Raw genomic sequence first — 26436 nt, forward strand, 5'->3', positions numbered from 1 at the left:
GTTTGAAAGTCAAATTGTTTGTATAAAAGGCTGCCGGTCTAGTTATCGGCAGCCTTCATCACTCAGTTTATCGTCATTTGATTGTTTGGCGGCGGCGGTGTTTTTCGTTTTTTTGCATTGATTTTTTTATCCGCCCACACTGTTGCCAGAGGTGTTAACAAAGAGGTGACAATAACGCTTGTCGCAATGATTGCAGTTGCCGATTCAGCAACGGGTGCAAACGCAGAATTCGCTTCCGCTAAGGCGTATGGCACGGCGACTGCCGCTCCCGCTGTGGATGAAGCTGCCACCCCCGCGACACCATCACCCCGGGCAATGAAACGATCAAGCAAATACAAGGAGCCGCCGGATAAGATGACAACAGATACACCGACCAAAATGCCTAATAACCCTGACTGAATCAGCATTCCAAAATTTAAAGTGTTCCCAAGTGAAAATGCAAAAAACGGAATGATTGCCGGCACTACCTTGCTGAATAAGTCTCTCAGATCATGATCAAGATTTCCAAGTATGCAGCCGAGCAAAAACGGGATGACTGTTGCCGCCAGCGTTTCCCACGGAAAAGCAGCCAGTCCGGTAACTCCGAATGTAACCATGGTCATAAAAGGCCCAGATTCTGTACTGATAAACGCGAATGCGCCGGCATCTTCTTTTCTGCCCATATGATTCATGAGCGCCAAATAGAGGCCGCCGTTCGTTTCATTCATCACTGCAACAATAGCTAGAACAGAAAGACCTGCAAAGAATCCGGATTGGATGCCTTCATCGGGTATAAATTGAGCCGCAATCACACCGAGCAGTGCCGCAAACCCGATCTTTCCCAATAATAAGGTAATTCCTTTTCTCGCAATATAGCCTGAAGAACGGAAATCAATCGTCGCTCCAACGCAAAAGATAAAAACGCCTAGTATGGGAAGGGTTCCTGTAATAAGCGCACCCGTAAACCCTCCAAAAAACTCTGCTGTTCCAGGCGCAAACGTATTAAGCGCTGCTCCCAGAAACAGCGGAATAATCATCATTCCGCCAGGTACCCGTTCAATTGTCGCTTTGATTTTCATATATATTCTCCCATCCTCTGGTTATGGAAAAACAATTATGTGGCTACACTTGGAAAACAGCCTGTAAATCCTCTTTTGAACAGCTTTCCAGCTGTCTTCCGACTCCGACGGCACCTGCCCCTGCCTTAAGCCATTCCGGAACCTCAGACGGATGGATTCCGCCAGTCGGTATAAAAGTAACCTGCGGAAAAGGGCCCGCTAAATTTTTCATAAAAGAAATGCCGAATACACCGCTTGGAAACAGCTTTAATGTAGTGAATCCGCATGTCAACGCTTTCATAATTTCGCTCGGTGTCAGTACGCCAGGGATATAATGCGTCTTCATAAACGATAGGTGTTCAGCAAGATCTGTTGAAAAACCCGGACTGACAATAAATTGTGCTCCTGCTTCCGCAGCTTCTCCCGCCTGCTGCGCAGTGATGACCGTGCCCGCTCCGATTAAGACATCTTCCCGATTTCTGTAGGACTCAATAATAGCAGAAGCTCCAGGTGTCGTATAAGTGACTTCAATTGCCCGAATCCCTTTATCTATCAAACTCTCAATCTGCTGACAGGCCTGCTGTTTATCCTTTGAACGAATGACTGCAATCAGCTTGGCTTCTTTCAGACGGTTTTCTACTACATTGGACTCCATATTAACAATCCCCTTTCTTGTGGTGAACTGTTCTTTGAGCAGATAGAAATGCGGCTAATTTTTCCCTTGTCGGCAGACCGTCCATGTCCCCCGGTGCCTGAACTTGCAATGCGCCGATCGCATTACCCCTTTGCACTGCATCCTTGTACGGCAAGCCATCAAGAATTCCGCTGATGACGCCGACAGCAAATCCGTCTCCGGCGCCGACTGTGTCAACAACCTGATCAACCCGGAAGCCTTCTGTATATCCTTCACTTTCCTTTGATTTAAAGTAAGCGCCTTCTTTTCCAAGTTTAATAGCGACAAAGCTGACACCTTTTTTCAGATAAAAATCTGCAATGCCTTCAGGCGTTTTTTTACCAGTCAATAGCTCTCCCTCTGCGATTCCAGGGAAGAACCAATCCGCAAGTCCCGCCAAATCATTAATCGTATGTGCCATTGTAGCTTGATCAGGCCAAAGTGCGGGTCTTAGGTTAGGATCTAATGAGATGGTTTTTCCAGCCTGTTTCATGTCTTTCATCACATAATAGGCGAATTCTTTCATATCGGCGGACAAAGCCGGGGGAATACCTGTAACATGCAGATGGTCTGCGCTTTGAAAATAGTCTCTTGGGTATTCAGCAGCTGTTAAAGTGCTTGCAGCCGAGTTCTTCCTGTAATAGGTTACCTCAGGATCGCCTTCTTTCACTTTGGACTTTAGCAGCAGCCCGGTTGGATTGCCATCCTGAGACCGGATCACGCGAGACACATCCACTCCCTCTTTTTTCAGCTCCTGAAGAATAAATGTTCCGAGCTGATCATTGCCGACTTTGCTCATCCAGCCCATTTGAAAGCCAAGTCTGGCCAGGCCGCAAGCCACATTGCTTTCTGCCCCGGCCAGCCCTTTTGAGAATGTGGAAGCTTCATGAAGGCCTCCGTACTCATTTGCGTAAAACATGGCCATCGATTCGCCGAAAGTAATCGCATCAAGCTTCATTTCCCAACCTCCCCTTAGTTGAGGGCACCTTGGATTAAAGTGACTTTCTCATGATGACTTTTGCCTCTAATTCGATGGTTTGAGGCGCTCCCTCGTCACCTTCAATCCTTTTTAATACGCGTTCCATCGCCGTCTTGCCCATATCATGTGACGGCTGGGCGATTGTTGTAATGCCCGGGCCGATGAGTTTATACCATTCCGTATCATCGAATCCGGCAATCCCTGTATCTTCGGGAATGCGCAGCCCTATTTCTTCCATACAGCTAATAATTTTCAGCATAATCAACCCATTTAAAGCAAGAATCGCTTTTTTTTGCTCAGGCATCTCATTCATAAAAGAACGCAGCGCCTTCTCAAGCTGCTCTTTGTCTTTGACGTCAATTTCATACATTCGCCTGAGTCCATTCACATTTCGCACCGCAGCAATCTCCTGATAAACAGCCGCTCTTTCCGCCCGAGGGCTGATGGATGCAATCGGTTCGGTAAACAGCGCGACATCTGTGTACCCTTTGCTGTAAATCTGCTGAAGGATCTCTTCAGTTATCCTTCTGTTGTCAGTCGTTACGGTATCCAGTTTCAGATCCGGCAATTTGCGGTCAATTAATACTGTCGGCACCTGCTGTTCGGCAAAGGAATATAAAATATCCTTGTTTTCCCCGGTTGCATTCAAAATCAGCCCTTCTACAGAGTGTGCTTCGAGCTTTAGCAACATTTCCCGTTCTTTTTCAGGACTGTTATCAGTGTTGCACACCATTATGCTGTAGCCATATTGATCACAAACCTCTTCAACTCCCCTAAATGCTGCGACTGAAAAGGGATTTGTAATGTCGGCAACAACAAATCCGATTAATTTGCTTTTTTTTATTTTCAAACCTTGTGCCATTTTACTCGGCCGATAATTCAATTCAGTGATTGCCTTTTTTATGTTTTTTACCTTTTCAGGAGAAATTGCGTCAATTTTCCCGTTAATATAACGAGAAACAGTTGATTTTGATACTCCTGCAAATTCAGCTACTTCTTTGATGGTGATATGGCCTGTTGTTTTCTTTTTCATTCAAGTGCTCCTGTATCATCTTATAATTTGAAACCGATTTCAAAACCGTTACAACACAAGAATACCATATTTTTTAAAATTGAAAAGTATTTTTTTAATAATGTGCTTATTCACAAAATTTCCGTTGACTCTTTTCTCTATTTATCCTAAAATTTTCTTTGAAACCGTTACCAAAAAATTTCATTCAAGTGATGCTGAAATCCTAACCAAGGGGGAAATCCAATGGAAAATCGTTACTCTGTACACCCTGAACAAGTAAAACGCTTTACAACCGAGGAGCTTCGCAGTCATTTTTTAATGGATACTTTATTTACGGAAAATAAGCTGACCATGTATTACTCCCATGAAGACCGCGTTGTGATCGGCGGTGCAGCACCCGGACAGAGCGAACTGAAGCTTGATGCCGGAGACTTTCTTAAAACGGACTTTTTTCTGGAACGGCGTGAAATCGGTATTATTAACGTCGGCCAGCCTGGTGCGGTTAAAGTTGGCGATGATGAATATGTGCTTCAAACAAAGGATTTTCTATATATCGGGATGGGCAATCGGGATGTAGCATTTAAAAGCCTAAACGGAGAAACAGCAAAGTTTTACTTCGTCTCCTCGGGCGCGCATCAAAGCTATCCGACGCAAAAAGCCGCTCTTTCTGAACTGACACCGGACCGGCTCGGTGACGCAGCAGCATCAAATGTAAGAAGCTTGTACAAAGTCATTCATCAAGATGGCATTCAAAGCTGTCAGCTGATGATGGGGATCACGATGCTAGACGAAAACAATAACTGGAACACCATGCCGGCACACGTTCATGATCGCCGGATGGAGGCTTATCTCTACCTTGATCTTGAGAAGGATTCGAAGGTTTTTCACTTCATGGGTCAGCCGGATGAGACACGCCACCTTGTCGTCGGAAACGAGCAGGCTGTCCTTTCTCCTGCCTGGTCCATTCATTCTGGCGCAGGAACATCTAACTACAGTTTTGTATGGGCGATGGCTGGTGAAAACTACACATTTACGGACATGGATCTTGTGCCGATGGATGGGCTGAAATAAGATGAGTTATCTGCAAGAGGCATTTTCATTAGAAGGAAAAACGGCACTGGTGACAGGGCCGGGTACGGGAATCGGCCAAGGAATCGCCAAAGCGCTGGCAGGCGCCGGTGCTGATATTATCGGCACATCACATAAAAGCAGCCTCTCTGAAACACAGCAGCTTGTGGAACAAGAAGGCCGCACATTCACTTCCTTTACATTGGATATGAGTAAGCCTGATGCAATAAAGGATACAGCGGCTGAACTGTTTGAAACACAGCAAATCGACATCCTTGTCAATAACGCCGGGATTATTCACCGGGAAAAAGCGGACACTTTCGCTGAAGAGAACTGGCATAACGTGCTGAATGTGAACCTAAACAGCTTGTTTATCCTGACCCAGCTGGCGGGCAGACACATGCTGAAAAGAGGTCATGGGAAGGTTATCAATATTGCCTCTCTCCTCTCTTTTCAAGGCGGCATTCTTGTTCCAGCCTATACAGCAAGCAAACATGCCGTTGCTGGTTTAACAAAATCGTTTGCAAATGAGTGGGCCGCTTCCGGCGTACAAGTTAACGCGATAGCGCCTGGCTATATATCAACTGCCAATACACAGCCTATCCGGGATGATGAAAAGCGAAATGAAGACATTTTAAAAAGGATTCCTGCCGGCCGCTGGGGCAAAGCTGATGATATCGGCGGGACGGCTGTTTTTCTGGCATCTCGCGCTTCTGATTATGTCAATGGACATATTTTAGCAGTAGACGGCGGCTGGCTTGCCCGCTGACAAAATGAAAAAGCTGATGATCATGGATCATCAGCTTTTTTGTGGTTACATCATATGCGGTTCAACAGGTAAGACCTTTTTCACCTCATCAATGATGCGTTCATTTTCTCCGCCCGCATAAATATGAATCGAGCCGCTGTCTTGATTGGAGCGAATCAGACGGCCAATCCCCTGCCGCACTCGCAACAGCATATACGGAAGGTCAACCTCTTCAAACGGGTCTTTTCTCGCACTGTTGCGTTTTGCCGTAAATACAGGGTCATGAGGCGGAAACGGCAGTGACCAGATCGTGACATTCTTCAATGCGTCACCAGGAATATCAAGCCCTTCCCATAGGTGAACTGAACATAAAACCGTTTCCTCTTCCCCTTGGAATTTTTCTACTAAGCTGCTGATTTCTTCGTCGCCTTCAAAGTAAATCGGATACGGCAGCTCCCAAGCAGCTGCGAGCTCCTTAAACTCGTTTAATTCCTCAAAAGACGGGAAGAGCACCAGCGTTCTGCCTTTATAGTGCTTAATTGTCTCTATTGTTTGAGCTGTTTTTTGTTCTGTGCTCATTTCTGTTTTCCCATAAAGGGTAACGGTCATTTGTTCGTCATAATCATAAGGAGAATCAACCGTTAACGATAAGTAATCATGAATCCCCAGACTGTCCGCAATATAGTCAAACGAACCGCCTTCTGACAGCGTTGCAGAAGAAAAGATATACGGAATTTTCTTTGAAAACACTTTCTCGCCAAGCACTTCTGCTACTGTTCTCGGCATCACGACAAAAGTGGATTCCGCTTCCTTTTGCTCCAGCCAGCTGATCGCATCCTTTTGATATAAAGATAGTGAATACGCCATTTGCTCAACATATTCCTCTACGACTGACAGCTCGTATTGATCAATGGTGTACATTTCTGACTCAAATACGAGTGCTTCACCAATTTTATCAAGCAAACGGCACAGCTCGTCCGCCGCCTTTTTGACACGCTGTTCATTCTTTATTTCCAAACGGTGCGACCCGGCAACTTCTCTTGATTCTTCAGAAAGAACATAGAAAAATTCGTCGTTTGCAGCAAGTGCGTCTTCTATCAATTCAGCAAATTCTTCTCTAATGTCATTTTGAAGCAAACGTTCTAAAAATAATTCGAGAGTTGATTGCTTGACTCTGTACGTTAACGCTTTTTGCGCAGCAAACTCTAACAGATGCCCTTCATCAAATACAACCGCACTATGATCAGGCAAGAGCGGCAGCTGTCCCTCCCGTTTGCGCGATTCTTCCGTCCATACATGTTCCATATAGAAATCATGAGAACAAATGATCAAGTCTGTTGACTTGCGATAATAATCTCTTGATAGCGTCAAGCCGCATCTATGTCTCATATCACATGTCAGGCAATCTTGAAACGAGTCGTAGCTTACTTGCGACCATTCTTCATTCGAAAGGTTAGCGTACTGCTTTCGGTCACCATACGGATAAAACCGCTGCATGGCCTGTGACTCATGGACAAATGACGGTAAAGCTTCATAAAGATCAAGCCACTTTTCATCATCAGATCGCTGCATTGTTTTTTCAAGCTTTTTCAAGCATAGATACTGCTCATGTGATTTCGATAGCCTTGTGTCAATCTTAAGATCCAAATGTTCAGCCAGTTTCGAAATGTCTCCCTCTTTTTTCACAAGCTGTTCGATTAACGTTTCATCGGCGCATGCAATAATGGCCGGTTTCCCCGTATATCTGGCATAGCTGATGGCAAACAGCAGATACACTAGTGTTTTCCCCGTACCGACTCCTGCCTCAGCGAACATGACCTTCTTTTCTTTAAATGCCCGTTCAAGCTGAAACGCCATAAATACCTGCTCATCCCGAAGGTCAAAGCCTTTTTCGGGAAGGATATCGTAAAACACGTCACCAATCCAATTGTTCAATTCTTCGTAAAAATTCTTTTCTTTTGTTAAAGCAAAAGGCAAACGTGATGTTGTCACCCAACTCCAACCCCCAACTATTCGGCATTCAGACCATCTATAATATCATTTAACCCTTTACAATACAACAAAAAAACTTGGCGAGGCCAAGTTTTTTTCATTTCATTTCCGATTAACATGTGAACATAAAAACGGATGGTCTGTTGAATGTGTATGTTTTACCGCATTTTCTAGAGCTTCCTGTGCGGAAGTCATGGCGGAAGGATCGAACTCCGCTCCGGCTTCCTGCAGCTGGGAGGCAGTTGCGTCTAACGCCTTTTGTATTTTACTGAAGTGCTCGCTGTTCAGCATAAAATAAGGATCACCTCTCAAAAGAAATAATCATCATTCTATGCCGATACTTCACTTTCTATACATGCCCTCCTGAATGTTTGGCACGTGACCTGCACAAACTACAACAGATATTCGATCGAATATCCATCTTCACAAATTTATTCTATCCGGGAGTGATGGTTACATGAGTTATAAAGATCGATTAGATCAGCATTCTGAATTGTTTCATCACAATTGGACGCGGCCGAAACGCTCTAAATCGCAGGTGAACGGCCACACCGAAATGTCCCAGACCAACATTATTTTACGGAGCAACGCAAAAGCGCACCGCTGGTAATGGCAGGATAAACTGTAAAGATGATTACAGGCTGTCGAATATCGACAGCCTGTTAAAATTATATCTATAGAAAATTTTCTGTCTATTTTCTTTTCTCTACATAAATAGTTTTGGATTGAACTGCGTCTTTCATTTTCCCGCCTTTGTATAACTCAACATTAACCTGCCATCTCTCTTTAAATGTAGGTTTTAGTAGTTTACTGAAATAAAACTTTTTAACAGGTGTTTTATTCGAGAATGAACCCTTATGGAAATAATTACCGAGGTTATATTCCCCATCTAAGGTGACAACACTCATTCGATAGTTCAATGTCCCACATTTTCCATTTGTCTGAGCATATGCATCAATAGAAGTAGCTTTTCTTGTATATGTTGTTGCATCAGTCCAAACCCTAGCTTCACAACCTTTAATTCCTTGAACTGTTTCCCATGAACTCATTGCTGCTTCTGCTTTAGGACTGCAAATAAAGGTAGAGCCTGCTATCAGTAATGCAGAAGCACCCATCAAGATTTTCGATGTTTTTTTCACTAATTCCAACTCCTTCATATTTTTACATAAAATATTATAAATCAGCATTATATATATATCAAGACTAGTAGGTAAATTTTAAGAAATTATTAAACTATAGCAACTTACAATATAAAAGGCAAATCCGTTAAGAATTTGCCTTTATTATGAGAAATTATTATAAATTACTACGTATGTATAATAAATGGTTCATAAAAACTTTATTCCCCAACACTATCCCAAAGATATTCATGTTTAAAATTTATACTAAATAGCCGAAAAACAGGAACTCAAGTCCCTGTTTTTCGTCTATTTCCTTAAAGTACCATTTATGACCTATTTTTAAATCCTATAAAAGGGACTATATTTTTGAAATTGTTTTTTTCTTTTTAGCCCAATACTGATAATAATCCGTTTTGATAAAACCGTTAAAGAGCTTGCGTTTTTTTGTCGCTTTTCTTCCGTAGGCTTCCTCAAAATTCTCATTTGATGTCAGCATATACACAGACCAAGTATCAAGCGGTTCGAACGCCTGTCCCATTTCTTTGTACATCTGCTCAACGGCTTTTTTCTCTCCGAGACGTTCTCCGTACGGCGGATTTCCGACAATCACGCCAAACTCATGTTTTGTAGTGAAGTCCTTTACCTGCATTTGTTTAAATTCGATTAATTCGCTCAGTCCCGCTTCCTCTGCATTTTCTTTTGCGATTTGCACCATTCGGTGATCTACGTCACTGGCGAAAATCGTAAGCGGCTGATCATAATTTGCCTTTTCTTCGACTTCAAGACGTGCCTTGTCCCACAGATCTTTACCGATCCACTCCCAATCCTCTGAGACAAAATCGCGGTTAAATCCCGGGGCAATATTTTGGCCAATTAATGCGGCTTCAATCGCGATCGTTCCGGAACCGCAAAAAGGATCGACAAATGGACGGTCCGGAGTCCAATTTGTTAATTGCACCAAAGCGGCAGCAAGCGTTTCTTTAATGGGCGCGCCTCCCTGATCCACGCGGTATCCCCGTTTGTGGAGGCCTGTCCCTGACGTATCAAGTGTAATAACCGCCTGATCTTTCAATAAAGAAATTTCCACCTTATATTCGGCGCCTGTTTCTTCGATCCAGTCATTGGCTTTGCCGGACTGCAGCTTCAGCTTTTCAACAATCGCTTTTTTGACGATCCGCTGACAGTCGGGAACGCTTGCAAGTGTTGATTTAACGGATTTACCGATGACAGGAAATTTCCCGTTCTCCGGTATAAATGAACGCCAGTTAACCGCTTTCGTTTTTTCAAACAGCTCATCAAATGTTTTTGCTTGAAATGTAGCAACCTGAACTTTTACGCGGTCCGCCGTTCTCAGCCAAAGATTCGCACGGCAAATCGCAAGCGCATCTCCTTCAAAGATAACTTTTCCGTTATCAACCTTGCATTCATATCCTAAGTCACGAACTTCTTTTGCAACTACAGCTTCAATGCCCATCGGCGCTGTTGCAATTAGTGTATACTTCTTCATCGTATCACCCTGTCTTTTAAAACTTTTCTCTCATCAAGATAAAAGCTCTCCTTATACGGGAGAGCTTGATTTCATCATTTAATTTAAGTGGTCTAACGTTCTGTAAGCCATGTTTTGTTCCATCGTACTGCAATCGGCTTATCACCTCGTACTCAGGCGGCAATCATCTATCTACAGAAAGCATTCTGTCCTTCTCTCCGTTGAATTCCGTCAAGAAGGTTCCCCTACCAAAATTTGGGTTTCTCGCTCGAGGGGTTTACCGCGTTCCACTCTCACCATTTCTAGTGAGACTTCGTCACTGTGGCACTTTCAAGGATACTCAGCCATATCCAAAGGACGTAGGCTTTTTTCCTGCCGTCAGCCTATCAAGGCTGCCCTAGCTTATGACTTCGCTAGGCACGAACACTACGGGCATCTCAGCACCGTGCGAGCATGGACTTTCCTCTACAGATTCAAGATCTGCAGCGATTACCCGAACGTTAAGAACATGAATTATTATATAACAACTGATTGTCATTTACAAGCGCCATTTTTTTCAAGCGCAGATCAATCATAAAGCTTGCTGCCAAAAACATGCTTTTCTAAGTTAGACAGCCGTTTTAAGATATCAAAGTTCGTTGTGTTTGATTGCACTGGCTGTTTTTTGCTGGCTTCTTCAAGCTGTTTTTTCAGCTGCAAATTTTCCTGCTGCAGTTCTTCAATTTCTTGATGGAAGGTTTCATAATCCTTAATGATCATATCTAAAAATTTGTCAACGTCTTCTTGTTTGTAACCTCTAACGCCTGTTTTAAATTCTTTTTCCAAAATGTCTTTCGCAGAAAGCTTTACTTTATCAGCAAGCATCTTTTTCACCTCGTATCGTGAATCATCATCTTATATTTTTTCAGAAATCTGGACGATTGTCAAATTTCTCTTTCTTTGTTATGAGAAGCTGTCTTCCTCTACTGTCACTCTCAGATCATCCATTGTGATAAAGTAGATCGGATAGCCATCCTGTTCGCGTCTTTTTTCCGCTGTCTCAAGCATATACTTTGGGGAACCTGCCATTTCAGAGTCATATAAAAGCATAAGCGCGTCAGACTTATCAATGAAGAACTGATTTTTTTGTTTGAACTGAAGCGGGCTTTCATACGGACGATGAGTCAGGCTTTCCTCGTAGTCCGCCTGGGCCAGAACAGCTTCATACAGTTCCTTATTCGGCTCTTTCCAGTTCTTTTCCTGCTCGTAAAATGGTGTGATGACAGCAACCTTTAAGTCAGGGTATTCTTCTTGCAAATCATATGCAACTTCGGCCGACCAGAGTTCTGTTCCAAGCTGCCCTGAGATTAAAATCCATTCTAATCCTTCATCCAAAAAAGCAATCAGCCGGTTCTTAATGGCTTTTTTTATGTAATACAGCGCCTTGTCATCCTGTTTAAATATCCCGAGTTCAAACGGTTTATATCCTGTTATCGCTAATACTTTCATCTTTTCACCTGCTTTAAAAAATGGGGCTCCCATTGGGCCCCATTTGATGTGCTGCGTTGGTTTACACCATCAAGCTGCACGTTTCCATACTAGTAATCGCAACAAGGTCTTCCTGCTTGAAAATGCTGATGCGTAGCCGGATCAACATTTGAGAAAGTGTGTGGAAAGTAGTGAACGTGCTGGAAATGCTGGTGATTTACGTTTGTTGTGTGCTGTGGGTGAATGTGCGGCACGATTGTTTTTGAAAACGTATGGTGTTCACAGCAATGAGTAGGATGGACAATCGGCGCCATCATGTGCGGTCTGCAGTGATGCATGATTTAAAATCCCCTTTCCATAAACTTTATTACAATACTAAGCTATGAAAAATAGAGGGTACATGTTCTGATGCAAAGACCTATTTTAAAAGTGTGCAATTAAGCTGTCTTTAAAGTTTGAAAATACGAAAGCAATCAAAAACACAACGACGAAGAACAAATAAAAAACACCCTTATACATACCAACTCTCCCTTTAAAAATAACTAACGTCATTTTACAGGATTCGCCGGTATTCTACAACAAAATCGATGTGAATCCAGCAAAAAAATTTCATGGCGAAAGAAGTCGTCTTTTGCGCTTTCCCGGGGAATATTCAAGAGGAATATTTCCTCTTCAGACGGGCAATTCTCACGTGCAGATTTTCCGTTTCTTTTTCTGATAAGGACGCCTCATCGGCAAGTAATTGTTCAGCTGTATGTAAAGCTTTCCCGAATTCCTTTTTCTTATGCTCAAAATATTTCGCAAGCTCTATCGCTGAAGTGTACCTGCATTTCTGGTGCTGAGAATGAGATAGTTTCTCCCAAAGCGGGACTGCATCTTCTAGGCGGTTTTGTTTTTTGTACAGCATTGATAAATCTAAAAGGGCTCTGTCTTTATTTTCAAATGACTTTTCTTTAAGTCTTTCAAGCTGATTGACTGCTTGGCCTGTTTCCTTATGGGCCATAAACCATTTCGCCATTGCGTAAGCTTCATCATGCTCTTTTGGCATATCAGAAGCGGAAAGAATTTTCTTTGACATATGAATGTACAGTGAAATTAACGACAGCACATCCATCTCATTATGGTGCAGCACACCCTTTAAAAGATCCGGTTCCTGTGCCTTAATAAAATGAAAGTACAGCATCGGTGCCAAATAGCCCGGGGTGTCTTCTTTTCTGCGTACGCCGAGCTCTTCTTTTTCAACTGAGCCAAGCGACACGCGTTCCATTTTGTGCTTCCACAAACGCCTTGCTCCATGCAAGAGGTCAAAATGTCCGAATTCCGGGAGCTTCGGAACTCTGTCACGAATCAGTGTATGCCTTGTTTTTACCTGCGGCCAATCAAAAGCTTTTCCGTTGTAGGTAACAAGTGATGTAATATCAACCTCGCTTAAAAAGCTCTGATACAAGGCGACTTCATTCCCCGGTTTGGGCAGAAGATGCTGTTTGATTACCACTTGATCTTTATATACCCTTGCATGGCCGAGCAAAAAAATCGTATTGCCGGCTCCACCGCCAAGACCTGTTGTTTCTGTATCAAAGAAAAAGAGGCTGTTGTTTTCATATCCTTTTGCAGATAGTGTATGCGACAGGCTGCTTTTATTCCATAACGCGATGACTTCATCAAGCTCGGAAAAACAGTAATGTCCGTGCCGATGGGAGAGCGGATATTCTACTTCCCTGATCAAACAGTATTCATCCTCAAAGAAGAAAGGCTTCACGCCATAAGCCTCCCACTCTTTAAGAAACGGTATATCAGAGCGAATGTCTGAGGTTCCATTCTCTTCTATCTTGTGTTCTGCTTCCTCCAGCACCATATGCTTTTTCATACGCTGGAGTTTTCCTTTTAACGACATGCCTAACCTCCTTTCCTTATGACATTTGGTCCAACAGCTGCAAAATTCGTTCCTTGGCTTTAATTCCTTCTATTTCAGTACCTATACAAGACGGACAGCCATCATGACAAGGACATTGTTTTATCAGCCGCTTAGCCGCTTCATTAATGTCAGCAAACCGTGTAAAGACTTCCTCTGCCAAGCCGATTCCGCCCGGATAATGGTCATACAAAAATACCGTTGGCAAACCGGTATGGGCAGCTTTGATTTGCGAAACGACATGGACATCATTTCGGTCACACATAATATACACAGGGACAATATGCTGCAAAACATTCGATATGCCGAGAAGCAGCTGTTCGAGTGTCTTTTCTCCAATGTCTTCATCAATTGTTTTGATTTCAAGCCAAGCCGCACTCGTGTGGAGTTCTTCTTCCGGTAAATGGATAGGGCCTGATCCGATATTTTCAAAAGTAGTCATCTTAATCTTTTTAAAAATAGTGGGCAATGCATTTACCGTAACATCGCCGTAATGTAGGGATGTACGGCTCCTCTCTTTTGTTTTGTCAATTTCCAGCACCTTCAGCTGGACTGCCAGATTGGCATCCGTGTAATATTCCACATCAACTCTTCTGACATAAGCCTTTTTATGATCCCAATCAAGCTTTTCCACCTGGAATTGCACGCCTTCATGCAAATAAATCGCTTCATCATGAAGAAGCGTCATCGCACTAAACCGATCCATTTCACCGATGATTCTCACATTCGCAATATCCGTTTGATCGACAATGACCACATTTTCTTGTGAAGCCGAACGCAGACTGATATTGGAAGCAGGAAACGATTCGTTTGCCCAATGATAACGTTCCCCATTGCGGTGCAGAACACCTTCTTCCTGAAGGTACTCGAGAATATCACTGACGTCCAGCGGCCCAAACTCTTCATCGGCTTTAAAAGGAAGTTCATAAGAAGCGCATTTTAAGTGATCAACTAAAATAATTAGATTCTCTGGGTTGATTCTTGCCGATTCCGGCGAACGGTCAAAAAAGTATTCAGGATGGCGCACAATATACTGGTCAATCGGCGTTGAATTAGCCACCATGACAATCAAGGACTCACCGTGTCTTCTGCCGGCTCTTCCCGCCTGCTGCCACGCACTTGCCACACTTCCGGGATAACCGGTCATGATACAGACCTGCAGCTGACCGATATCAACCCCGAGCTCCAGCGCATTTGTGCTGACAACCCCAAGAATTTCGCCATCTCGCAGTCCTCTTTCGATTTCTCTTCGTTCTTTTGGAAGATATCCTCCCCGATAGCCTCTGATAGACTTTGCCCCGATCTCTTTTTTCACCAGTTCCTGAATATGGCTTAAAATAATTTCGACACGGACTCTGCTTCTGGCAAATACAATGGTCTGCACTCTGTTCTTCAGGAACTCTTTCGCCAGCTCATTTACTTCTACTGTTGCGCTTTTTCTGATGTTAAGCGGCTGATTAACAATTGGCGGATTATAAAATACAAAGTGCTTCCGTCCGCTTGGCGCACCGTTGTCATCAACCAGCCTCATTGAGTTTCCGGTCAGCTGCTCTCCCAATTCCTTCGGATTCGCGATCGTTGCCGAGGTACAAATAAAGATCGGGTCACTTCCATAAAATCGGCAGATCCGTTTCAGCCGGCGGATTACATTTGCCACATGGCTTCCGAATACACCGCGATACGTGTGCAGCTCGTCTATCACAATATATTTAAGGTTTTCAAACAGACTCACCCATTTTGTATGATGCGGAAGAATTGCCGAGTGGAGCATATCAGGGTTTGTAATCACAATGTGCCCTGCTTTTCTGACTTTTTGTCTGATCGCCGGAGATGTATCTCCGTCATATGTAAAACTTTTAATATCAATGCCCATCTCATCAATGATTTCATTGAGCTCACTTTTTTGATCCTGGGCCAGCGCTTTAGTAGGAAATAAATATAACGCCCGGTTTGTATCGTCCTCAGCGATAGATTGCAGGACAGGCAGGTTGTAGCATAATGTTTTCCCGGATGCCGTAGGCGTTACAGTTACAATGCTTTCACCTTTTTGCACATATTGAAAAGCGGCATATTGGTGGGTATATAAGGCATCAATTCCCCTTTTGGAAAGGGCTGTTTTGAGTCTCTCATCTATACGTTCAGGCATCGGTCTTGTCCTTGCTTCACGAGGCTCAATTTCATGCCAGTTCACAACGTTTTCATTTCCTTTCAATTCAGAAATGAGTTCAGTCAGTGATTTCTTTTTCATTCTTTACACCTCTTTATCAAGTACAGTTTACCGAATATTTGTTTGCATGGCTAGGTGCAAATTTTATACAATCGGACAACAAAAAAGCAAGGCATCCGCCCTGCTTATTTCGCTCTTATTGTGAGCAGCTTTGTTTCGCCTTTGTGTGCAGCCTTTTCGCCTGCAGGCTCTATTGTTTCCACAGCTTCCCCATTCATAATGACGATTGGGATGACTGTGCTGCTCGCTTTTTCTTTTATTAACTCCAAATCACACGTGATGAGCGGGTCGCCGACCTTTACTTTGTCACCTTCTTTAATGTGAGCAGTAAATCCTTCTCCATTCATATTTACGGTTTCTAATCCGACGTGAATTAACAGCTCGATTCCCGTACGTGTCCGGATGCCCACGGCGTGTTTTGTATGAAACAGCTGAATCACTTCACCTTCAGCAGGTGAAACAATTTCACCATTAGAGGGTTCAACTGCAATTCCTTCGCCCATCATTTTTTGTGAAAAAACAGGATCCGGCACATCTGTCAGATCCATTACCGTCCCGTCTGCCGGAGAATAGATGACCTCTTCCGTAATTTTTTCCTCTGATTTTCCCATTCCGAATAATTTTTTCAGCAATGTGTTATCTCCCTTCCAATTCATCAACCGTTATCCCTTCATTCACCACCTATTTAACCACACTTTCAATTTCGCTTCAATTTATAACAACATCCGGCACAAACGCATAGTCTGATAAAAAAAGGCGGTGGCTCATTTGGAATGTAAAGATGACAAAAAGAATGAATTGTCTAAGAAAGAAGAGATCATCAATCAAGCAATGGACCATCTGTTTCAGTCTTCTGCATTAGGAAATCTTTTACATGGTTTTCAAAATTTGATCGACTCTAGTTTTAAAGATGTACAGACTACGATAGACGTCAGAGAAAGTGATGACGGGCTGTATGTCGATATCACAATTCCAGCAACGTTTCGAGACGGCGAGATTCTCATCGACATTAAGTCCCGGTACCTCCATGTAACGCTTCAGGAAAAACAGAAGGAGCAAAACACCTCCACATTAACAAGCATGACAAGAACCGTACAGCTGCCTTATGAGGTCCACCAGGAAGAAATGGTAACGTCATGGAGTGAGCAGACAATGACGCTTTTCTTCCCAACAAATAAGCATGAATGATTTGATTCATTCATGCTTCTGTTATTTGAAAAAGTTGGTAAATCCCTTTATTAATGAGCCGACTTGATTCATGGCACTCATGACTTGGCCTGTCGTATCCATCATTTTATTAAAGTCAAACTGCCCGTTCGCTTTTTTGAATTGTGACATAATACTTTGAACCTGTGAAGGCTGCTGCTGATTCGGTCTCGGAATAGGATAAGGATTAGGAAATACCGGCTGCTGCATAGGCATAGACTGAGGCGGAATATACGGCTGATAAAACTCCTGTTGTCCGTAATGCTGCGGAACGTACTGTTCAGAATGAACAGGCGCATTCTGCTGATAATATCCCTGCACTTGCTGAGGATAATAATAACCCAATTGCCGAGGATCGTTTTGAGGTCTCCTTTTCATTGCGATTTCCCCCCTAAACTCAACAGTTTCTCTCCTATATATGTATGAATCATTTCTTTTGTTTGTGTCTGATGCCATCAAGCGTGTTTGTCAAATTGTGTCGAAAGTTTAAATTTTTTAAAAACAGAAAAAAGTCGAATCATTATGATACCATATTTTCAATACAGATGAGAGGGGATGCACCATAATGAACGTATCATACTTAAGCAAACGTTTTGCAGAAATGAAGAAATATGAAACAGACTGTGTGAATAAACTGATGGACTTTGCCAAGTTCCTCTATATTCAAGGACACCTCAACGCAACTGAATTTCGTAACAGTATGAAGGTTCTGGAAGCAAATGGAGCAGAAAGCCCGGCATATGAGCTGAGTTAATGTCCGGCCCCCTATAATAAAAATGAAGACAGCCTTTATTGGCTGTCTTCACTTGCAATTTCATCCTTCACTGTCTGCAATGTGTAAATGACTGATTCAGTGATGTCTTTGAATCGCTTTTTATGAATATGATGAACATATGATTGAAGAATCAATTCCAGGAAATTATCTTTTGCGGTCTCTATCTGCTCAGCATGCACATATTTCGGGCGGCGAGCCTTTATAAATTCAAGCGCCCCTTCCGCCCAGTGAGCTGCCAGGGCATCATTCTCCTCCACAGCAGGCTTTATCGTCTCAAAAAAATCGTACGAATGGTTATTTTCTTTCCCTTCCTGATATCGTGCAGCACCTGTTTCAGCGGCTTCAATCATTTGCTCGGTAACTTTCAGCAATGTTTGTGGTTGCAACATCCTTCACCTCAAAGCTTATCGTACCAAATTTTGCTCATAAATTCAGCCGATACGGTATACCTTGTCCACAGCATACCTCTCTTGAGGGGATCGGTACAGCTCGTTTATACATATATGAAGATCCATGATTTCTTCTTCCAGAACACTCAAACGCTCGTCCTCCGTTTCACGCATTTCAGCCTCGAATACATCTATAGAACGGCTAAGGCTCTGTTCAGCACAGTTTATTTCAGTTTCTATATCAGAAAGCATTCGGAGAATATCTGTCTTGCTTACGTAACCGGACATTTGTGTTCCTCCCTTTACTCTTCTCTCCCGGTTAAATTCTTTGCTCGTACGGCGCAATCCTTCCGCATGACAAAACTAGAAGCAAATCGCCAAACAAACAGGTATTCCACGAAAAGCTGAAGTTTTCGACAAAAAGACACGCAAAAATTGTATGATCCTCACGCTTAATGCACACGATACTTGTGAGGAGGTGCCGTATGAAATCTAGACCGAAAAAAGCCGGCCAGCAAAAAAAGACGGAATCAAAAGCAGTTGATTCTTTAGATAAAAAACTAGGCGGCCCGAACCGTCCTTCTACGTAAGAAGCAAGGAAATTCCTTGCTTCTTTTATTTCTTCAGCCAATGCTCCACCGCAAAGAGCGCATGCAGCTGACGTTTTTTGTTTACATACCAGTCAGTCAATTCTATCTGCCGCGGCAATGCCTCCCGTGCAAAGAGGCCTTTCTTTATCTTTCCATGAAACCAATCTGTTTTCTTTCCGTCTAATGAGTGAGTTAATTCAGGGTAGCATGTCCTTAGCATAGGAGATGTCCTTTTTGTGATTCCGATCATTTTTTCCATATCAAAACGGGAGCCTGTATGCGGCACTGTGTGCAAAAAGTCATAAAAAGAAGAAAACAGTTCCGGACTGAACAGCAATTGTGACAGCTGTTTTCCAAGCCTTATCCTTTCTTCGGTTTTAGAAAAACGCTTGGCCGAAATACCGTAAAGAATGCCGTCTGAAGAAGGAAAAATAACGGTGTTGAAATGAAACCAGTCACTTAAATAAAAAGGAATCGTGCCAAAAACGTTCTTTTTGAACGAAGGATTTTGTATAATAGGTGTTTGAATAGTGTTTTGTTCATTTATAATGAGAGCATACATGAGCCGCTCCGTGTTTCGTTCATGCCAAAAACGGGTCCACTCTTCTGTCATAAATTGTGATACCCCAAACAATTGCAGATAGTTGAACAGGGGCTTCCCGGTTTTTACAGACCAGTGGTACAAAAGAAGCTGCGGATAGGCATCTGAAAAGATGAGCCAATTCGCTCTCTCGTAGGCCAAAAAGAACCACCTTTGCTGTGACTCACGCAGACCAAGCTGAAACAGACTGCCCTTTAAATCAGTCATTGACCAGCCGGCATTGCGTGAAACGAAGGAAGCTAAGAGCGACCATTTAATTTCCGGATGACGGTCATAGAATGCTTTATAAGCATTCGTTCTTGAAATATTATCGGCGTTTTTGACTGCCGTCTGCCGCTCAATCCGGCGAAGAAGCTTTCTGATGGCCTGTTGTTCTTTCACGTTCATTCACTTCCGTCACTAATAGTTTAATAAGGAGGATGAGAAAGTGATTCGGTATCCTAACGGAAAAACGTTTCAGCCGAAACATCCGGTTTCATCCCAAAACAGTCATAAAAGAGCGCCATCTTACAGTAATCGCGGAATGACCCTCGAAGATGACTTAAACGAAACGAATAAGTATTATCTGACAAACCAAATTGCCGTGATACACAAAAAGCCGACACCTGTTCAAATTGTAAATGTCCATTATCCAAAAAGAAGCGCTGCAGTCATAAAAGAAGCCTATTTTAAACAATCATCGACAACAGATTATAACGGAATTTATAAAGGGCGGTACATTGACTTTGAGGCGAAAGAGACAAAAAACAAAACCTCTTTCCCCCTGCAGAATTTCCATGACCATCAAATTGAGCATATGAAGCAGGTAACGGCTCAAGACGGTATTTGTTTTGTTATTATATCCGCTTTCGGCCAGGTTTATTTTTTAGAAGCCGATAGGCTGTTTTATTTCTGGGAAAGAATAGAAAAAAACGGCAGAAAATCAATTCGAAAAGATGAGTTAGAGGAAGCAGCTTATCCGATTTCTCTTGGATACGCGCCAAGAATTGATTATATTAGTATTATTGAGCAGCTTTATTTTTCGCCATCATCTAGTGCGAAAGGTTGATTAACGAAAGGTTGAGATGTTATGTCAGATCAATTTACGAGTCGTGAAGCTCGACGTAAAGCGAACAGCAAGTCGAGCCCTTCACCGAAAAAAGGCAAGAAACGAAAAAAAGGCGGTTTGTTTAAAAAGACGCTATTCACTTTACTCATTCTGTTTATCCTTGGGGTAGTCGGCGGCGCCGTAACATTTGCCGTCATGGTTTCGGATGCGCCATCACTGGACGAAAACAAATTGAAGACGCCTTATTCTTCAACTATTTATGATAAAAACGGAAAAGAAATTGCTGAGTACGGTTCCGAAAAGCGGTCCTACGTCTCAATAGATGAAATACCTGATGTCGTAAAAGAAGCCTTTATCGCGACAGAGGACGCACGTTTTTACGAACACCACGGGATTGACCCTGTCCGTATCGGAGGCGCCTTAGTCGCCAACTTTACAGATGGCTTCGGGGCTGAAGGCGGAAGTACGATCACCCAGCAGGTCGTCAAAAACTCCCTTCTTTCCCATCAGAAGACGTTGAAACGGAAGGTGCAGGAAGTATGGCTTTCGATTCAGCTGGAGCGCAATTACTCTAAAGATGAAATTTTAGAAATGTATTTAAACCGGATTTATTTTTCTCCTAGAGCATACGGAATCGGAAAAGCGGCGGAAGAATTTTTCGGCGTCACAGATTTAAGCAAATTGACTGTGGAACAGGCTGCGACACTTGCGGGTATGCCGCAAAGTCCGACGGCGTACAATCCCGTTAAAAACCCGGATAAAGCGGAAAAAAGACGGAACATCGTACTCAGTCTCATGAAAAAACAAGGATTCATTTCTGATTCTCAATATAACAAAGCGAAAAAAGTGGCAGTGAAAGATGAAGGCGTTGTATCACAGAAAGAATATGAAAAAACAAATTCAAATAAATACAGTGCGTTTGTTGAAGAAGTCATGAAAGAAATTGAAGAAAAATCTGATGTCAATCCAGGTACTGACGGATTAAAGATTTATACGACATTAGATACAAAAGCACAAGACAAACTTGATGAATTAATGGACGGAGACACTGTCGGATTTACTGAAGGCATGCAGGGCGGTGTAACGCTTCTCGATACAAAAACCGGAGAAGTCCGCGCGATTGGTGCGGGAAGAAATTCTACGGTTGGTGGCTACAATTACGCGACCCAAGCTCAGCGACAGCCTGGGTCTACCATTAAGCCTATTCTCGACTACGGTCCAGTTATTGAAAATAAAAAATGGTCCACATACGAACAAATTGATGACTCAGCTTATACGTATTCTGATGGAACACCGATCCGTAACTTTGACCACAAATATAAAGAACTAATGTCTATGCGTGAAGCACTTGCGCAATCTCGGAACATTCCTGCTTTAAAAGCATACCAAGCAGTGGGTAGAGATGCTGCTGTAGACTTTGCTAACGGATTGGGACTAGGATTAGATAAAGATAAAGTATATGAATCGTATTCTATCGGTGGATTCGGAAAAGGCAATGTTGGTGTCTCTTCACTGACGATGGCAGGAGCATACAGCGCCTTCGGAAATAACGGAACATATAATGAACCGCATTTTGTAAAGTCTATTGAATTTAACGATGGCACGAAGCTTGACTTAACACCAAAATCAAAGTCAGCAATGAGCGATTATACTGCGTTTATGATTACAGATATGCTGAAAACAGCTGTTAAGACAGGTACTGGACAGCTTGCACAAGTACCCGGTGTGGAAGTAGCAGGAAAAACAGGGACGACCAACTTTGAAGAAAGTGAAATCCAAAGGTACAATATCGCAAGCGACGGTGCCCGAGATTCTTGGTTTGTCGGCTACACACCGCAATATACAGCAGCCGTCTGGACAGGTATGGGAGAAAACGAAGCTGGAAAGAAATCTCTTTCAACTGAAGAGCAAAAAGTTGCAAAACGCATCTTCGCCCAGCTCATTGCCGATGTCGATGACGGAAGCGGATCATTTGAGAAACCTGATAGCGTAGTGGAAGCGACTGTGGAAAAAGGCTCTAATCCGGCAAAACTGGCAGGGCCGAATACGCCAAGCGATAAAAAGGTCACAGAGTACTTTGTAAAAGGTACATCTCCTTCTACTGTTTCTAAAACATATGAGAAAGAAGAGAAAGAAGAAACAGCAAAACTGTCTGGTTTAAATGTGAAATATGATAAAGATAATCAATCATTGACATTAAGCTGGAAGTACGACGGAGATGCGACCTTTGCTGTTAAGCAATCTGTTGATGGCGGCAGCTACTCTGAAGTTCAAAACAGCTCTGCAAAAGAAGCAGTCATTTCGGGCGTGCAGCCAGGCTCTGTATACAAATTCGAAGTGACAGCCGTCAGTGATGATGGCAAAAGTTCAGCGTCGACATCCTATGAAGTGCCAAAAGCCGAAGAGGATGAAGATAAAGAAGACCAGCAGCAAACGGATGATGAAAATAAAGATGATGAGAAGACTCAGGATGACACACAAACTGATGATTCTCAAACAGATGACAGTCAGACAGATCAAGATCAGACAGATGATTCAACAAACGATCAAGACAAAAAACAAGACAACACGAACACCAATCCGTCCGACAACAGCAACCAAGACCAATCTAACGATAACAGCAACAATAACAACGGCCGCAAAGAAGAGGACGCGTCAGACGGTGACTCAACGGATGATTCATCAGGCTCTAATACAGATAAAAACAAAACAAATACATCTGACAATACACAAACGAATTCATCATCAACTGAAAAAACGAATTAAAGACAAAGCCATCACCCCTTAAAAGGTGATGGCTTTTTTCTGCACAAAAAAACCTCCCTTTTAGGGGAGGTTTTATCGTTTCATCGCGTGATGCTTATAGAAATGCTTCTTCATTTCTGTAAAAAGTTCATCTAGCTGGATAAAGCAATGATACTGGGTCGGCTTCAGCAAAATGAACTCCACTCGTTCAGCCCAATTAATCGGCTTAGCCGGAAATGATTTCTTTGTCAGTTCTGACCAATTCAGCGATATCACCCGCTCACCGGCTATCCAATGAAATGAAGCCAGTAAACATACAATACCTTTAAGCATGTCGTTTTGGTCGCATCTGGACTTTCTTGTTTGAAATACAGGGAGAAGTGATTCTTTTGTTTCTTCCCACACTTGAAATAGATACGGAACGTACTTGCCGCTGTTTTCCCATGGCAATATGTCCTGCGTGGTCTCGCAGAAGTCAAAATACAAAGGATTAATCCTTAATGGTTCCTTGATATCAGAGAAGTCAATGTGTCCTAGACTGCGCAAATATTGCTCATAAGAAGCTAACAATTCATTCGCTGCCGTCATCGTTTCACCAGCCCTTTTTTATCTCTCTTCTGCCCTTCTCTGCACAGAGAAAGCAATGGACATTCCGCACAGCGCGGCGATTGTGCCTTACAGTGGTATCTTCCGAAGAATATGAGACGATGATGGGTAACGGACCAATCTTCTTTAGGAACCTTGCGCATCAGTGTCTTTTCGACTTCCAGCACCGAATCTTTCCACCGGCAGATTCCCAGACGCTTGCTGACCCTCTCAACGTGTGTATCTACTGCAATGGCCGGTACGCCAAAGGCAACAGATACGACAACATTGGCGGTCTTCCGGCCAACTCCTGGGAGTTTCACAAGCTCATCACGGTCCTTCGGTACTTCTCCGCCATAATCTTCAATAATCATTTTACTCAGTTTTTGAATATTTTTTGCTTTATTACGGTACAGACCGATTGATTTGATATCCTGCTGAAGCTCTTCCAGAGAAACAGATAAATAGTCTTCCGGCCGTTTATATTTTTGAAATAATGTTTTGGTCACCCTGTTTACAAGTGCATCTGTACATTGCGCAGATAAAGCGACTGCCACCACTAATTCAAAGGGATTGGAATGAACAAGTTCACACTCCGCGTGGGGAAACATGTCGCCTATCTTCTCTAAACAGAATTCAATTTGTTTTAGATTTAACACGATTGTCACCTTTTCACTTTATTGTTCAAGCCAATTGTAAAAAGGAACCTGCCTCTTATACTCTTTTTGCGGTTCATTCTGTTTTGTTTGAACACGCCGGAATTTTTGGCTGTGGATTTTGGCCTGCTCCACTGTTTTCAGCCCGTTTTTCTTCCATTCAAACAAAATCCGGTCAATGTAGCGGAAGCTGAGTTTTCCTGATAATACAGCCTCTTTTAAAGCGTGTTTAATCAGCTGTGCATCATGCTGATCCTGATCCTGCCAAATGGCCAGCGTTTCACACTCTAAAGGAGATAACGGTCTTGCAAACTCTTCTTCAAAAATCGTATAAAGGCTTTTTTGTTCCCCTTCTGCTTTTCTTTCTTGTGTTTGATTCTGTGCAAGCTCTATATACTCATAGAGCTTGCCCCATAAAGGCTGGAGTGAATATTTCTCAAACTTGATGCCGTTTTGGTCTTCGCCTTCCTCAATAAACAGAAATCCCTTTTGGATAAACATACGCAATCTGTTTGTGCATTCTTCAACAGAAATCGTCATGCCTTCCTGCAGTTCATGCGGTGTAGGAAAATAAGATCCCTTTTCTAAATGCATTTTGATTTTCAACAGCAGAATCAGTTCTGTTTCGTTAAGTCCAAGCTGTTTATAATGGGTCAGCAGAAGATTGGGGATCGTCGACATCCCCATCTCCTGCATATCAATAAATTGCTGTTTTTTCATCGTTACACCTCTTACTGTAAAGGATAGTGTTTTCCCCTTTACTGTAAAAAGTCTCCCTTGCAGGAGACTCTTTTTTTGTTTCATTAAAATGTATTACGGATACAGACGGTTCAACAGTCTTGGGAACGGAATTGTTTCACGTACGTGAGGCGCTCCGCTGATCCAAGCTACTGTACGCTCTAATCCAAGGCCGAATCCGGAATGTGGAACTGATCCATATTTTCTAAGTTCAGCATACCATTTATATGCGTCAGAATCCAGTCCATGTTCTTTAAGACGCGCTTCCAAAAGTTCCATATCGTGAATCCGTTCAGAACCGCCGATGATTTCTCCGTAGCCTTCAGGCGCGATCAGATCTGCGCAAAGCACTACATCTTCGCGGTCAGATGCCGGCTGCATATAGAACGGTTTTAAGGACGTCGGATAGCGAGTGATGAAAACCGGTTTGTCATAGTGCTCGGCAATCGCTGTTTCATGAGGCGCTCCAAAATCGTCTCCCCACTCGATATCGTCAAAGCCTTTTTCTTTCAGAAAATCAACCGCTTCGTCATACGTAATTCTTGGGAACGGCGCTTTGATTTGCTCAAGTTTTGACGTGTCTCTTCCTAGTGTGTTTAATTCAATTTTGCAGTTCTTAAGAACCGATTGCACGATGAAAGAAACGTAATTTTCCTGTACTTGAAGGTTCTCTTCAAATTCTACAAACGCCATTTCCGGTTCGATCATCCAGAATTCGATTAAGTGACGTTTTGTTTTAGATTTCTCTGCTCTGAACGTCGGTCCGAAGGAGAATACTTTTCCTAATGCCATCGCCGCAGCTTCCATGTACAGCTGTCCGCTTTGAGAAAGGTAAGCATCTTCATCGAAGTATTTTGTCGCAAAGAGCTCAGTTGTTCCTTCAGGCGCACTTCCAGTCAAAATCGGCGGATCTACTTTTACGAAGCCTTCGTTATTAAAGAATTCGTAAGTCGCGCGAATGATTTCATTACGGATTTTCATGATCGCATGCTGACGCTTTGAACGAAGCCATAAGTGTCTGTGATCCATCAAAAATTCCGTACCGTGTTCTTTTGGCGTAATTGGATAATCAGTCGCTTCGTGAATGACTTCAATATCTGTCACAGCTAATTCATAACCAAGCGGAGAACGCTCGTCCTCTTTGACAATTCCTTTTATATAGAGTGACGTTTCCTGCGTCACAGATTTAGCCGTTTGGAAAATGCTTTCTTCAACCTCCGCTTTTACAACGACACCTTGAATAAAACCTGTACCGTCTCTCAGCTGTAAAAACGCGATTTTCCCGCTTGAACGCTTATTAGCGATCCAAGCTCCGATCGTTACTTCCTCACCTACGTGCTTGTACACTTGGTTGATTGTTGTTTTCAAAATATTTCCCTCC

At 42.9% G+C, this 26436-nt stretch carries 31 protein-coding genes and 1 other RNA gene; 8 read left to right on the forward strand and 24 right to left on the reverse strand.

The window, feature by feature from the left end:
- Positions 1 to 62: 62 nt before the first annotated feature.
- Genes kdgT through MTN95_RS16630 form a run of 4 tightly spaced genes read right to left on the reverse strand, consistent with a single transcriptional unit; the run spans position 63 to position 3722 of the window.
- Positions 63 to 1058, reverse strand: coding sequence for a 2-keto-3-deoxygluconate transporter (gene kdgT / locus MTN95_RS16615; RefSeq protein WP_024121814.1), 996 nt, complete (start codon positions 1056 to 1058; stop codon positions 63 to 65).
- A gap of 43 nt (positions 1059 to 1101) precedes the next feature.
- Positions 1102 to 1692, reverse strand: a complete 591-nt coding sequence (eda, locus tag MTN95_RS16620; RefSeq protein ID WP_248339031.1) for a bifunctional 4-hydroxy-2-oxoglutarate aldolase/2-dehydro-3-deoxy-phosphogluconate aldolase — start codon at positions 1690 to 1692, stop codon at positions 1102 to 1104.
- 1 nt (position 1693) lies between these two features.
- On the reverse strand, positions 1694 to 2668 hold the full coding sequence (gene kdgK, locus MTN95_RS16625) for a 2-dehydro-3-deoxygluconokinase (protein ID WP_024121816.1): 975 nt from the start codon (positions 2666 to 2668) through the stop codon (positions 1694 to 1696).
- A 34-nt stretch (positions 2669 to 2702) separates the two neighbouring features.
- Complete coding sequence (locus MTN95_RS16630) at positions 2703 to 3722, reverse strand: LacI family DNA-binding transcriptional regulator (RefSeq protein WP_248339033.1); 1020 nt, start codon at positions 3720 to 3722, stop codon at positions 2703 to 2705.
- A 222-nt stretch (positions 3723 to 3944) separates the two neighbouring features.
- On the opposite strand from MTN95_RS16630, the gene kduI reads away from it, so the two are divergent.
- Both kduI and kduD read left to right on the forward strand, forming a co-directional pair.
- On the forward strand, positions 3945 to 4772 hold the full coding sequence (gene kduI, locus MTN95_RS16635) for a 5-dehydro-4-deoxy-D-glucuronate isomerase (RefSeq protein WP_024121818.1): 828 nt from the start codon (positions 3945 to 3947) through the stop codon (positions 4770 to 4772).
- Position 4773: 1 nt separating this feature from the next.
- Entirely contained in the window at positions 4774 to 5538 is a 765-nt protein-coding gene (kduD, locus tag MTN95_RS16640) for a 2-dehydro-3-deoxy-D-gluconate 5-dehydrogenase KduD (RefSeq protein WP_202852557.1), read from the forward strand.
- 45 nt (positions 5539 to 5583) lie between these two features.
- Here kduD and MTN95_RS16645 read toward each other — a convergent pair whose 3' ends face one another.
- A complete protein-coding gene (locus MTN95_RS16645) occupies positions 5584 to 7509 on the reverse strand; it encodes an ATP-dependent DNA helicase (protein WP_248339035.1) in 1926 nt (641 codons plus the stop codon).
- 102 nt (positions 7510 to 7611) lie between these two features.
- Entirely contained in the window at positions 7612 to 7800 is a 189-nt protein-coding gene (locus MTN95_RS16650; protein WP_229042794.1) for a hypothetical protein, read from the reverse strand.
- A 166-nt stretch (positions 7801 to 7966) separates the two neighbouring features.
- Here MTN95_RS16650 and MTN95_RS16655 point away from each other — a divergent pair, with 166 nt between their 5' ends.
- A complete protein-coding gene (locus MTN95_RS16655) occupies positions 7967 to 8119 on the forward strand; it encodes a YpzG family protein (protein ID WP_003153548.1) in 153 nt (50 codons plus the stop codon).
- 82 nt (positions 8120 to 8201) lie between these two features.
- Here MTN95_RS16655 and MTN95_RS16660 read toward each other — a convergent pair whose 3' ends face one another.
- The 10 genes from MTN95_RS16660 to MTN95_RS16705 form a co-directional block, all read right to left on the reverse strand.
- The gene (locus MTN95_RS16660; protein ID WP_312842978.1) at positions 8202 to 8648 is read right to left on the reverse strand and encodes a hypothetical protein; all 447 of its coding nucleotides are present in this window, start codon (positions 8646 to 8648) and stop codon (positions 8202 to 8204) included.
- 340 nt (positions 8649 to 8988) lie between these two features.
- Positions 8989 to 10137: a THUMP domain-containing class I SAM-dependent RNA methyltransferase gene (locus tag MTN95_RS16665; RefSeq protein ID WP_248339037.1), complete on the reverse strand. Its 1149-nt coding sequence runs from the start codon at positions 10135 to 10137 to the stop codon at positions 8989 to 8991.
- Positions 10138 to 10235: 98 nt separating this feature from the next.
- An RNA gene (gene rnpB / locus MTN95_RS16670) (RNase P RNA component class B) lies at positions 10236 to 10617 on the reverse strand.
- 66 nt (positions 10618 to 10683) lie between these two features.
- Positions 10684 to 10980: a cell division regulator GpsB gene (gene gpsB, locus MTN95_RS16675; RefSeq protein ID WP_010334692.1), complete on the reverse strand. Its 297-nt coding sequence runs from the start codon at positions 10978 to 10980 to the stop codon at positions 10684 to 10686.
- 78 nt (positions 10981 to 11058) lie between these two features.
- Entirely contained in the window at positions 11059 to 11604 is a 546-nt protein-coding gene (locus MTN95_RS16680) for an SLOG family protein (RefSeq protein ID WP_024121823.1), read from the reverse strand.
- An 89-nt stretch (positions 11605 to 11693) separates the two neighbouring features.
- Positions 11694 to 11921 (reverse strand): spore coat protein CotD, encoded by a 228-nt coding sequence (gene cotD / locus MTN95_RS16685; RefSeq protein WP_081638329.1) that lies wholly within the window; start codon positions 11919 to 11921, stop codon positions 11694 to 11696.
- A gap of 85 nt (positions 11922 to 12006) precedes the next feature.
- Positions 12007 to 12135, reverse strand: coding sequence for a hypothetical protein (locus tag MTN95_RS16690; protein WP_003230707.1), 129 nt, complete (start codon positions 12133 to 12135; stop codon positions 12007 to 12009).
- A 100-nt stretch (positions 12136 to 12235) separates the two neighbouring features.
- Positions 12236 to 13477 carry a ribonuclease H-like domain-containing protein gene (locus MTN95_RS16695; RefSeq protein WP_248339039.1) on the reverse strand — a complete coding sequence of 414 codons (1242 nt, stop codon included), beginning with the start codon at positions 13475 to 13477 and terminating at the stop codon, positions 12236 to 12238.
- A 16-nt stretch (positions 13478 to 13493) separates the two neighbouring features.
- Positions 13494 to 15743, reverse strand: a complete 2250-nt coding sequence (gene mrfA, locus MTN95_RS16700; protein WP_105991750.1) for an ATP-dependent helicase MrfA — start codon at positions 15741 to 15743, stop codon at positions 13494 to 13496.
- A 104-nt stretch (positions 15744 to 15847) separates the two neighbouring features.
- Positions 15848 to 16354: a PTS sugar transporter subunit IIA gene (locus tag MTN95_RS16705; RefSeq protein WP_202852559.1), complete on the reverse strand. Its 507-nt coding sequence runs from the start codon at positions 16352 to 16354 to the stop codon at positions 15848 to 15850.
- Between the two features lie 136 nt (positions 16355 to 16490).
- Here MTN95_RS16705 and MTN95_RS16710 point away from each other — a divergent pair, with 136 nt between their 5' ends.
- Entirely contained in the window at positions 16491 to 16910 is a 420-nt protein-coding gene (locus MTN95_RS16710; RefSeq protein ID WP_248339041.1) for an Hsp20/alpha crystallin family protein, read from the forward strand.
- 21 nt (positions 16911 to 16931) lie between these two features.
- Here the strand turns inward: MTN95_RS16710 and MTN95_RS16715 are convergent, their stop codons facing one another.
- Positions 16932 to 17306 carry a YppG family protein gene (locus MTN95_RS16715; RefSeq protein ID WP_248339043.1) on the reverse strand — a complete coding sequence of 125 codons (375 nt, stop codon included), beginning with the start codon at positions 17304 to 17306 and terminating at the stop codon, positions 16932 to 16934.
- Positions 17307 to 17493: 187 nt separating this feature from the next.
- On the opposite strand from MTN95_RS16715, the gene MTN95_RS16720 reads away from it, so the two are divergent.
- Positions 17494 to 17682, forward strand: a complete 189-nt coding sequence (locus tag MTN95_RS16720; RefSeq protein WP_105991748.1) for a YppF family protein — start codon at positions 17494 to 17496, stop codon at positions 17680 to 17682.
- A 35-nt stretch (positions 17683 to 17717) separates the two neighbouring features.
- On the opposite strand, the gene MTN95_RS16725 is transcribed toward MTN95_RS16720, so the two are convergent.
- Both MTN95_RS16725 and MTN95_RS16730 read right to left on the reverse strand, forming a co-directional pair.
- A complete protein-coding gene (locus MTN95_RS16725; RefSeq protein ID WP_105991747.1) occupies positions 17718 to 18089 on the reverse strand; it encodes a YppE family protein in 372 nt (123 codons plus the stop codon).
- Between the two features lie 45 nt (positions 18090 to 18134).
- Positions 18135 to 18380 (reverse strand): DUF5446 family protein, encoded by a 246-nt coding sequence (locus MTN95_RS16730; RefSeq protein ID WP_095713163.1) that lies wholly within the window; start codon positions 18378 to 18380, stop codon positions 18135 to 18137.
- Positions 18381 to 18577: 197 nt separating this feature from the next.
- Here MTN95_RS16730 and sspM point away from each other — a divergent pair, with 197 nt between their 5' ends.
- Positions 18578 to 18682 (forward strand): acid-soluble spore protein SspM, encoded by a 105-nt coding sequence (sspM, locus tag MTN95_RS16735; RefSeq protein WP_010334703.1) that lies wholly within the window; start codon positions 18578 to 18580, stop codon positions 18680 to 18682.
- Between the two features lie 25 nt (positions 18683 to 18707).
- Here sspM and MTN95_RS16740 read toward each other — a convergent pair whose 3' ends face one another.
- Positions 18708 to 19670 carry a DUF2515 domain-containing protein gene (locus MTN95_RS16740; RefSeq protein WP_248339045.1) on the reverse strand — a complete coding sequence of 321 codons (963 nt, stop codon included), beginning with the start codon at positions 19668 to 19670 and terminating at the stop codon, positions 18708 to 18710.
- Between the two features lie 40 nt (positions 19671 to 19710).
- Here MTN95_RS16740 and recU point away from each other — a divergent pair, with 40 nt between their 5' ends.
- Together recU and MTN95_RS16750 are read left to right on the forward strand one after the other, a co-directional pair.
- Positions 19711 to 20331: a Holliday junction resolvase RecU gene (recU, locus tag MTN95_RS16745; protein WP_248339047.1), complete on the forward strand. Its 621-nt coding sequence runs from the start codon at positions 19711 to 19713 to the stop codon at positions 20329 to 20331.
- 21 nt (positions 20332 to 20352) lie between these two features.
- Positions 20353 to 23097, forward strand: coding sequence for a PBP1A family penicillin-binding protein (locus tag MTN95_RS16750; RefSeq protein ID WP_248339050.1), 2745 nt, complete (start codon positions 20353 to 20355; stop codon positions 23095 to 23097).
- Between the two features lie 72 nt (positions 23098 to 23169).
- Here MTN95_RS16750 and MTN95_RS16755 read toward each other — a convergent pair whose 3' ends face one another.
- The 4 genes from MTN95_RS16755 to asnS form a co-directional block, all read right to left on the reverse strand.
- A complete protein-coding gene (locus MTN95_RS16755; RefSeq protein ID WP_248339054.1) occupies positions 23170 to 23664 on the reverse strand; it encodes a YpoC family protein in 495 nt (164 codons plus the stop codon).
- Positions 23661 to 24320, reverse strand: a complete 660-nt coding sequence (nth, locus tag MTN95_RS16760; RefSeq protein WP_010334708.1) for an endonuclease III — start codon at positions 24318 to 24320, stop codon at positions 23661 to 23663. The genes MTN95_RS16755 and nth overlap by 4 nt, the downstream gene beginning before the upstream one ends.
- An 18-nt stretch (positions 24321 to 24338) precedes the next feature.
- A complete protein-coding gene (gene dnaD / locus MTN95_RS16765) occupies positions 24339 to 25037 on the reverse strand; it encodes a DNA replication protein DnaD (RefSeq protein ID WP_044155229.1) in 699 nt (232 codons plus the stop codon).
- Positions 25038 to 25130: 93 nt separating this feature from the next.
- Complete coding sequence (gene asnS, locus MTN95_RS16770) at positions 25131 to 26423, reverse strand: asparagine--tRNA ligase (RefSeq protein ID WP_044155223.1); 1293 nt, start codon at positions 26421 to 26423, stop codon at positions 25131 to 25133.
- Positions 26424 to 26436: the final 13 nt, after the last annotated feature.

The organism is Bacillus sp. 2CMS4F, from assembly GCF_023161785.1.
Lineage (GTDB): Bacteria > Bacillota > Bacilli > Bacillales > Bacillaceae > Bacillus > Bacillus halotolerans.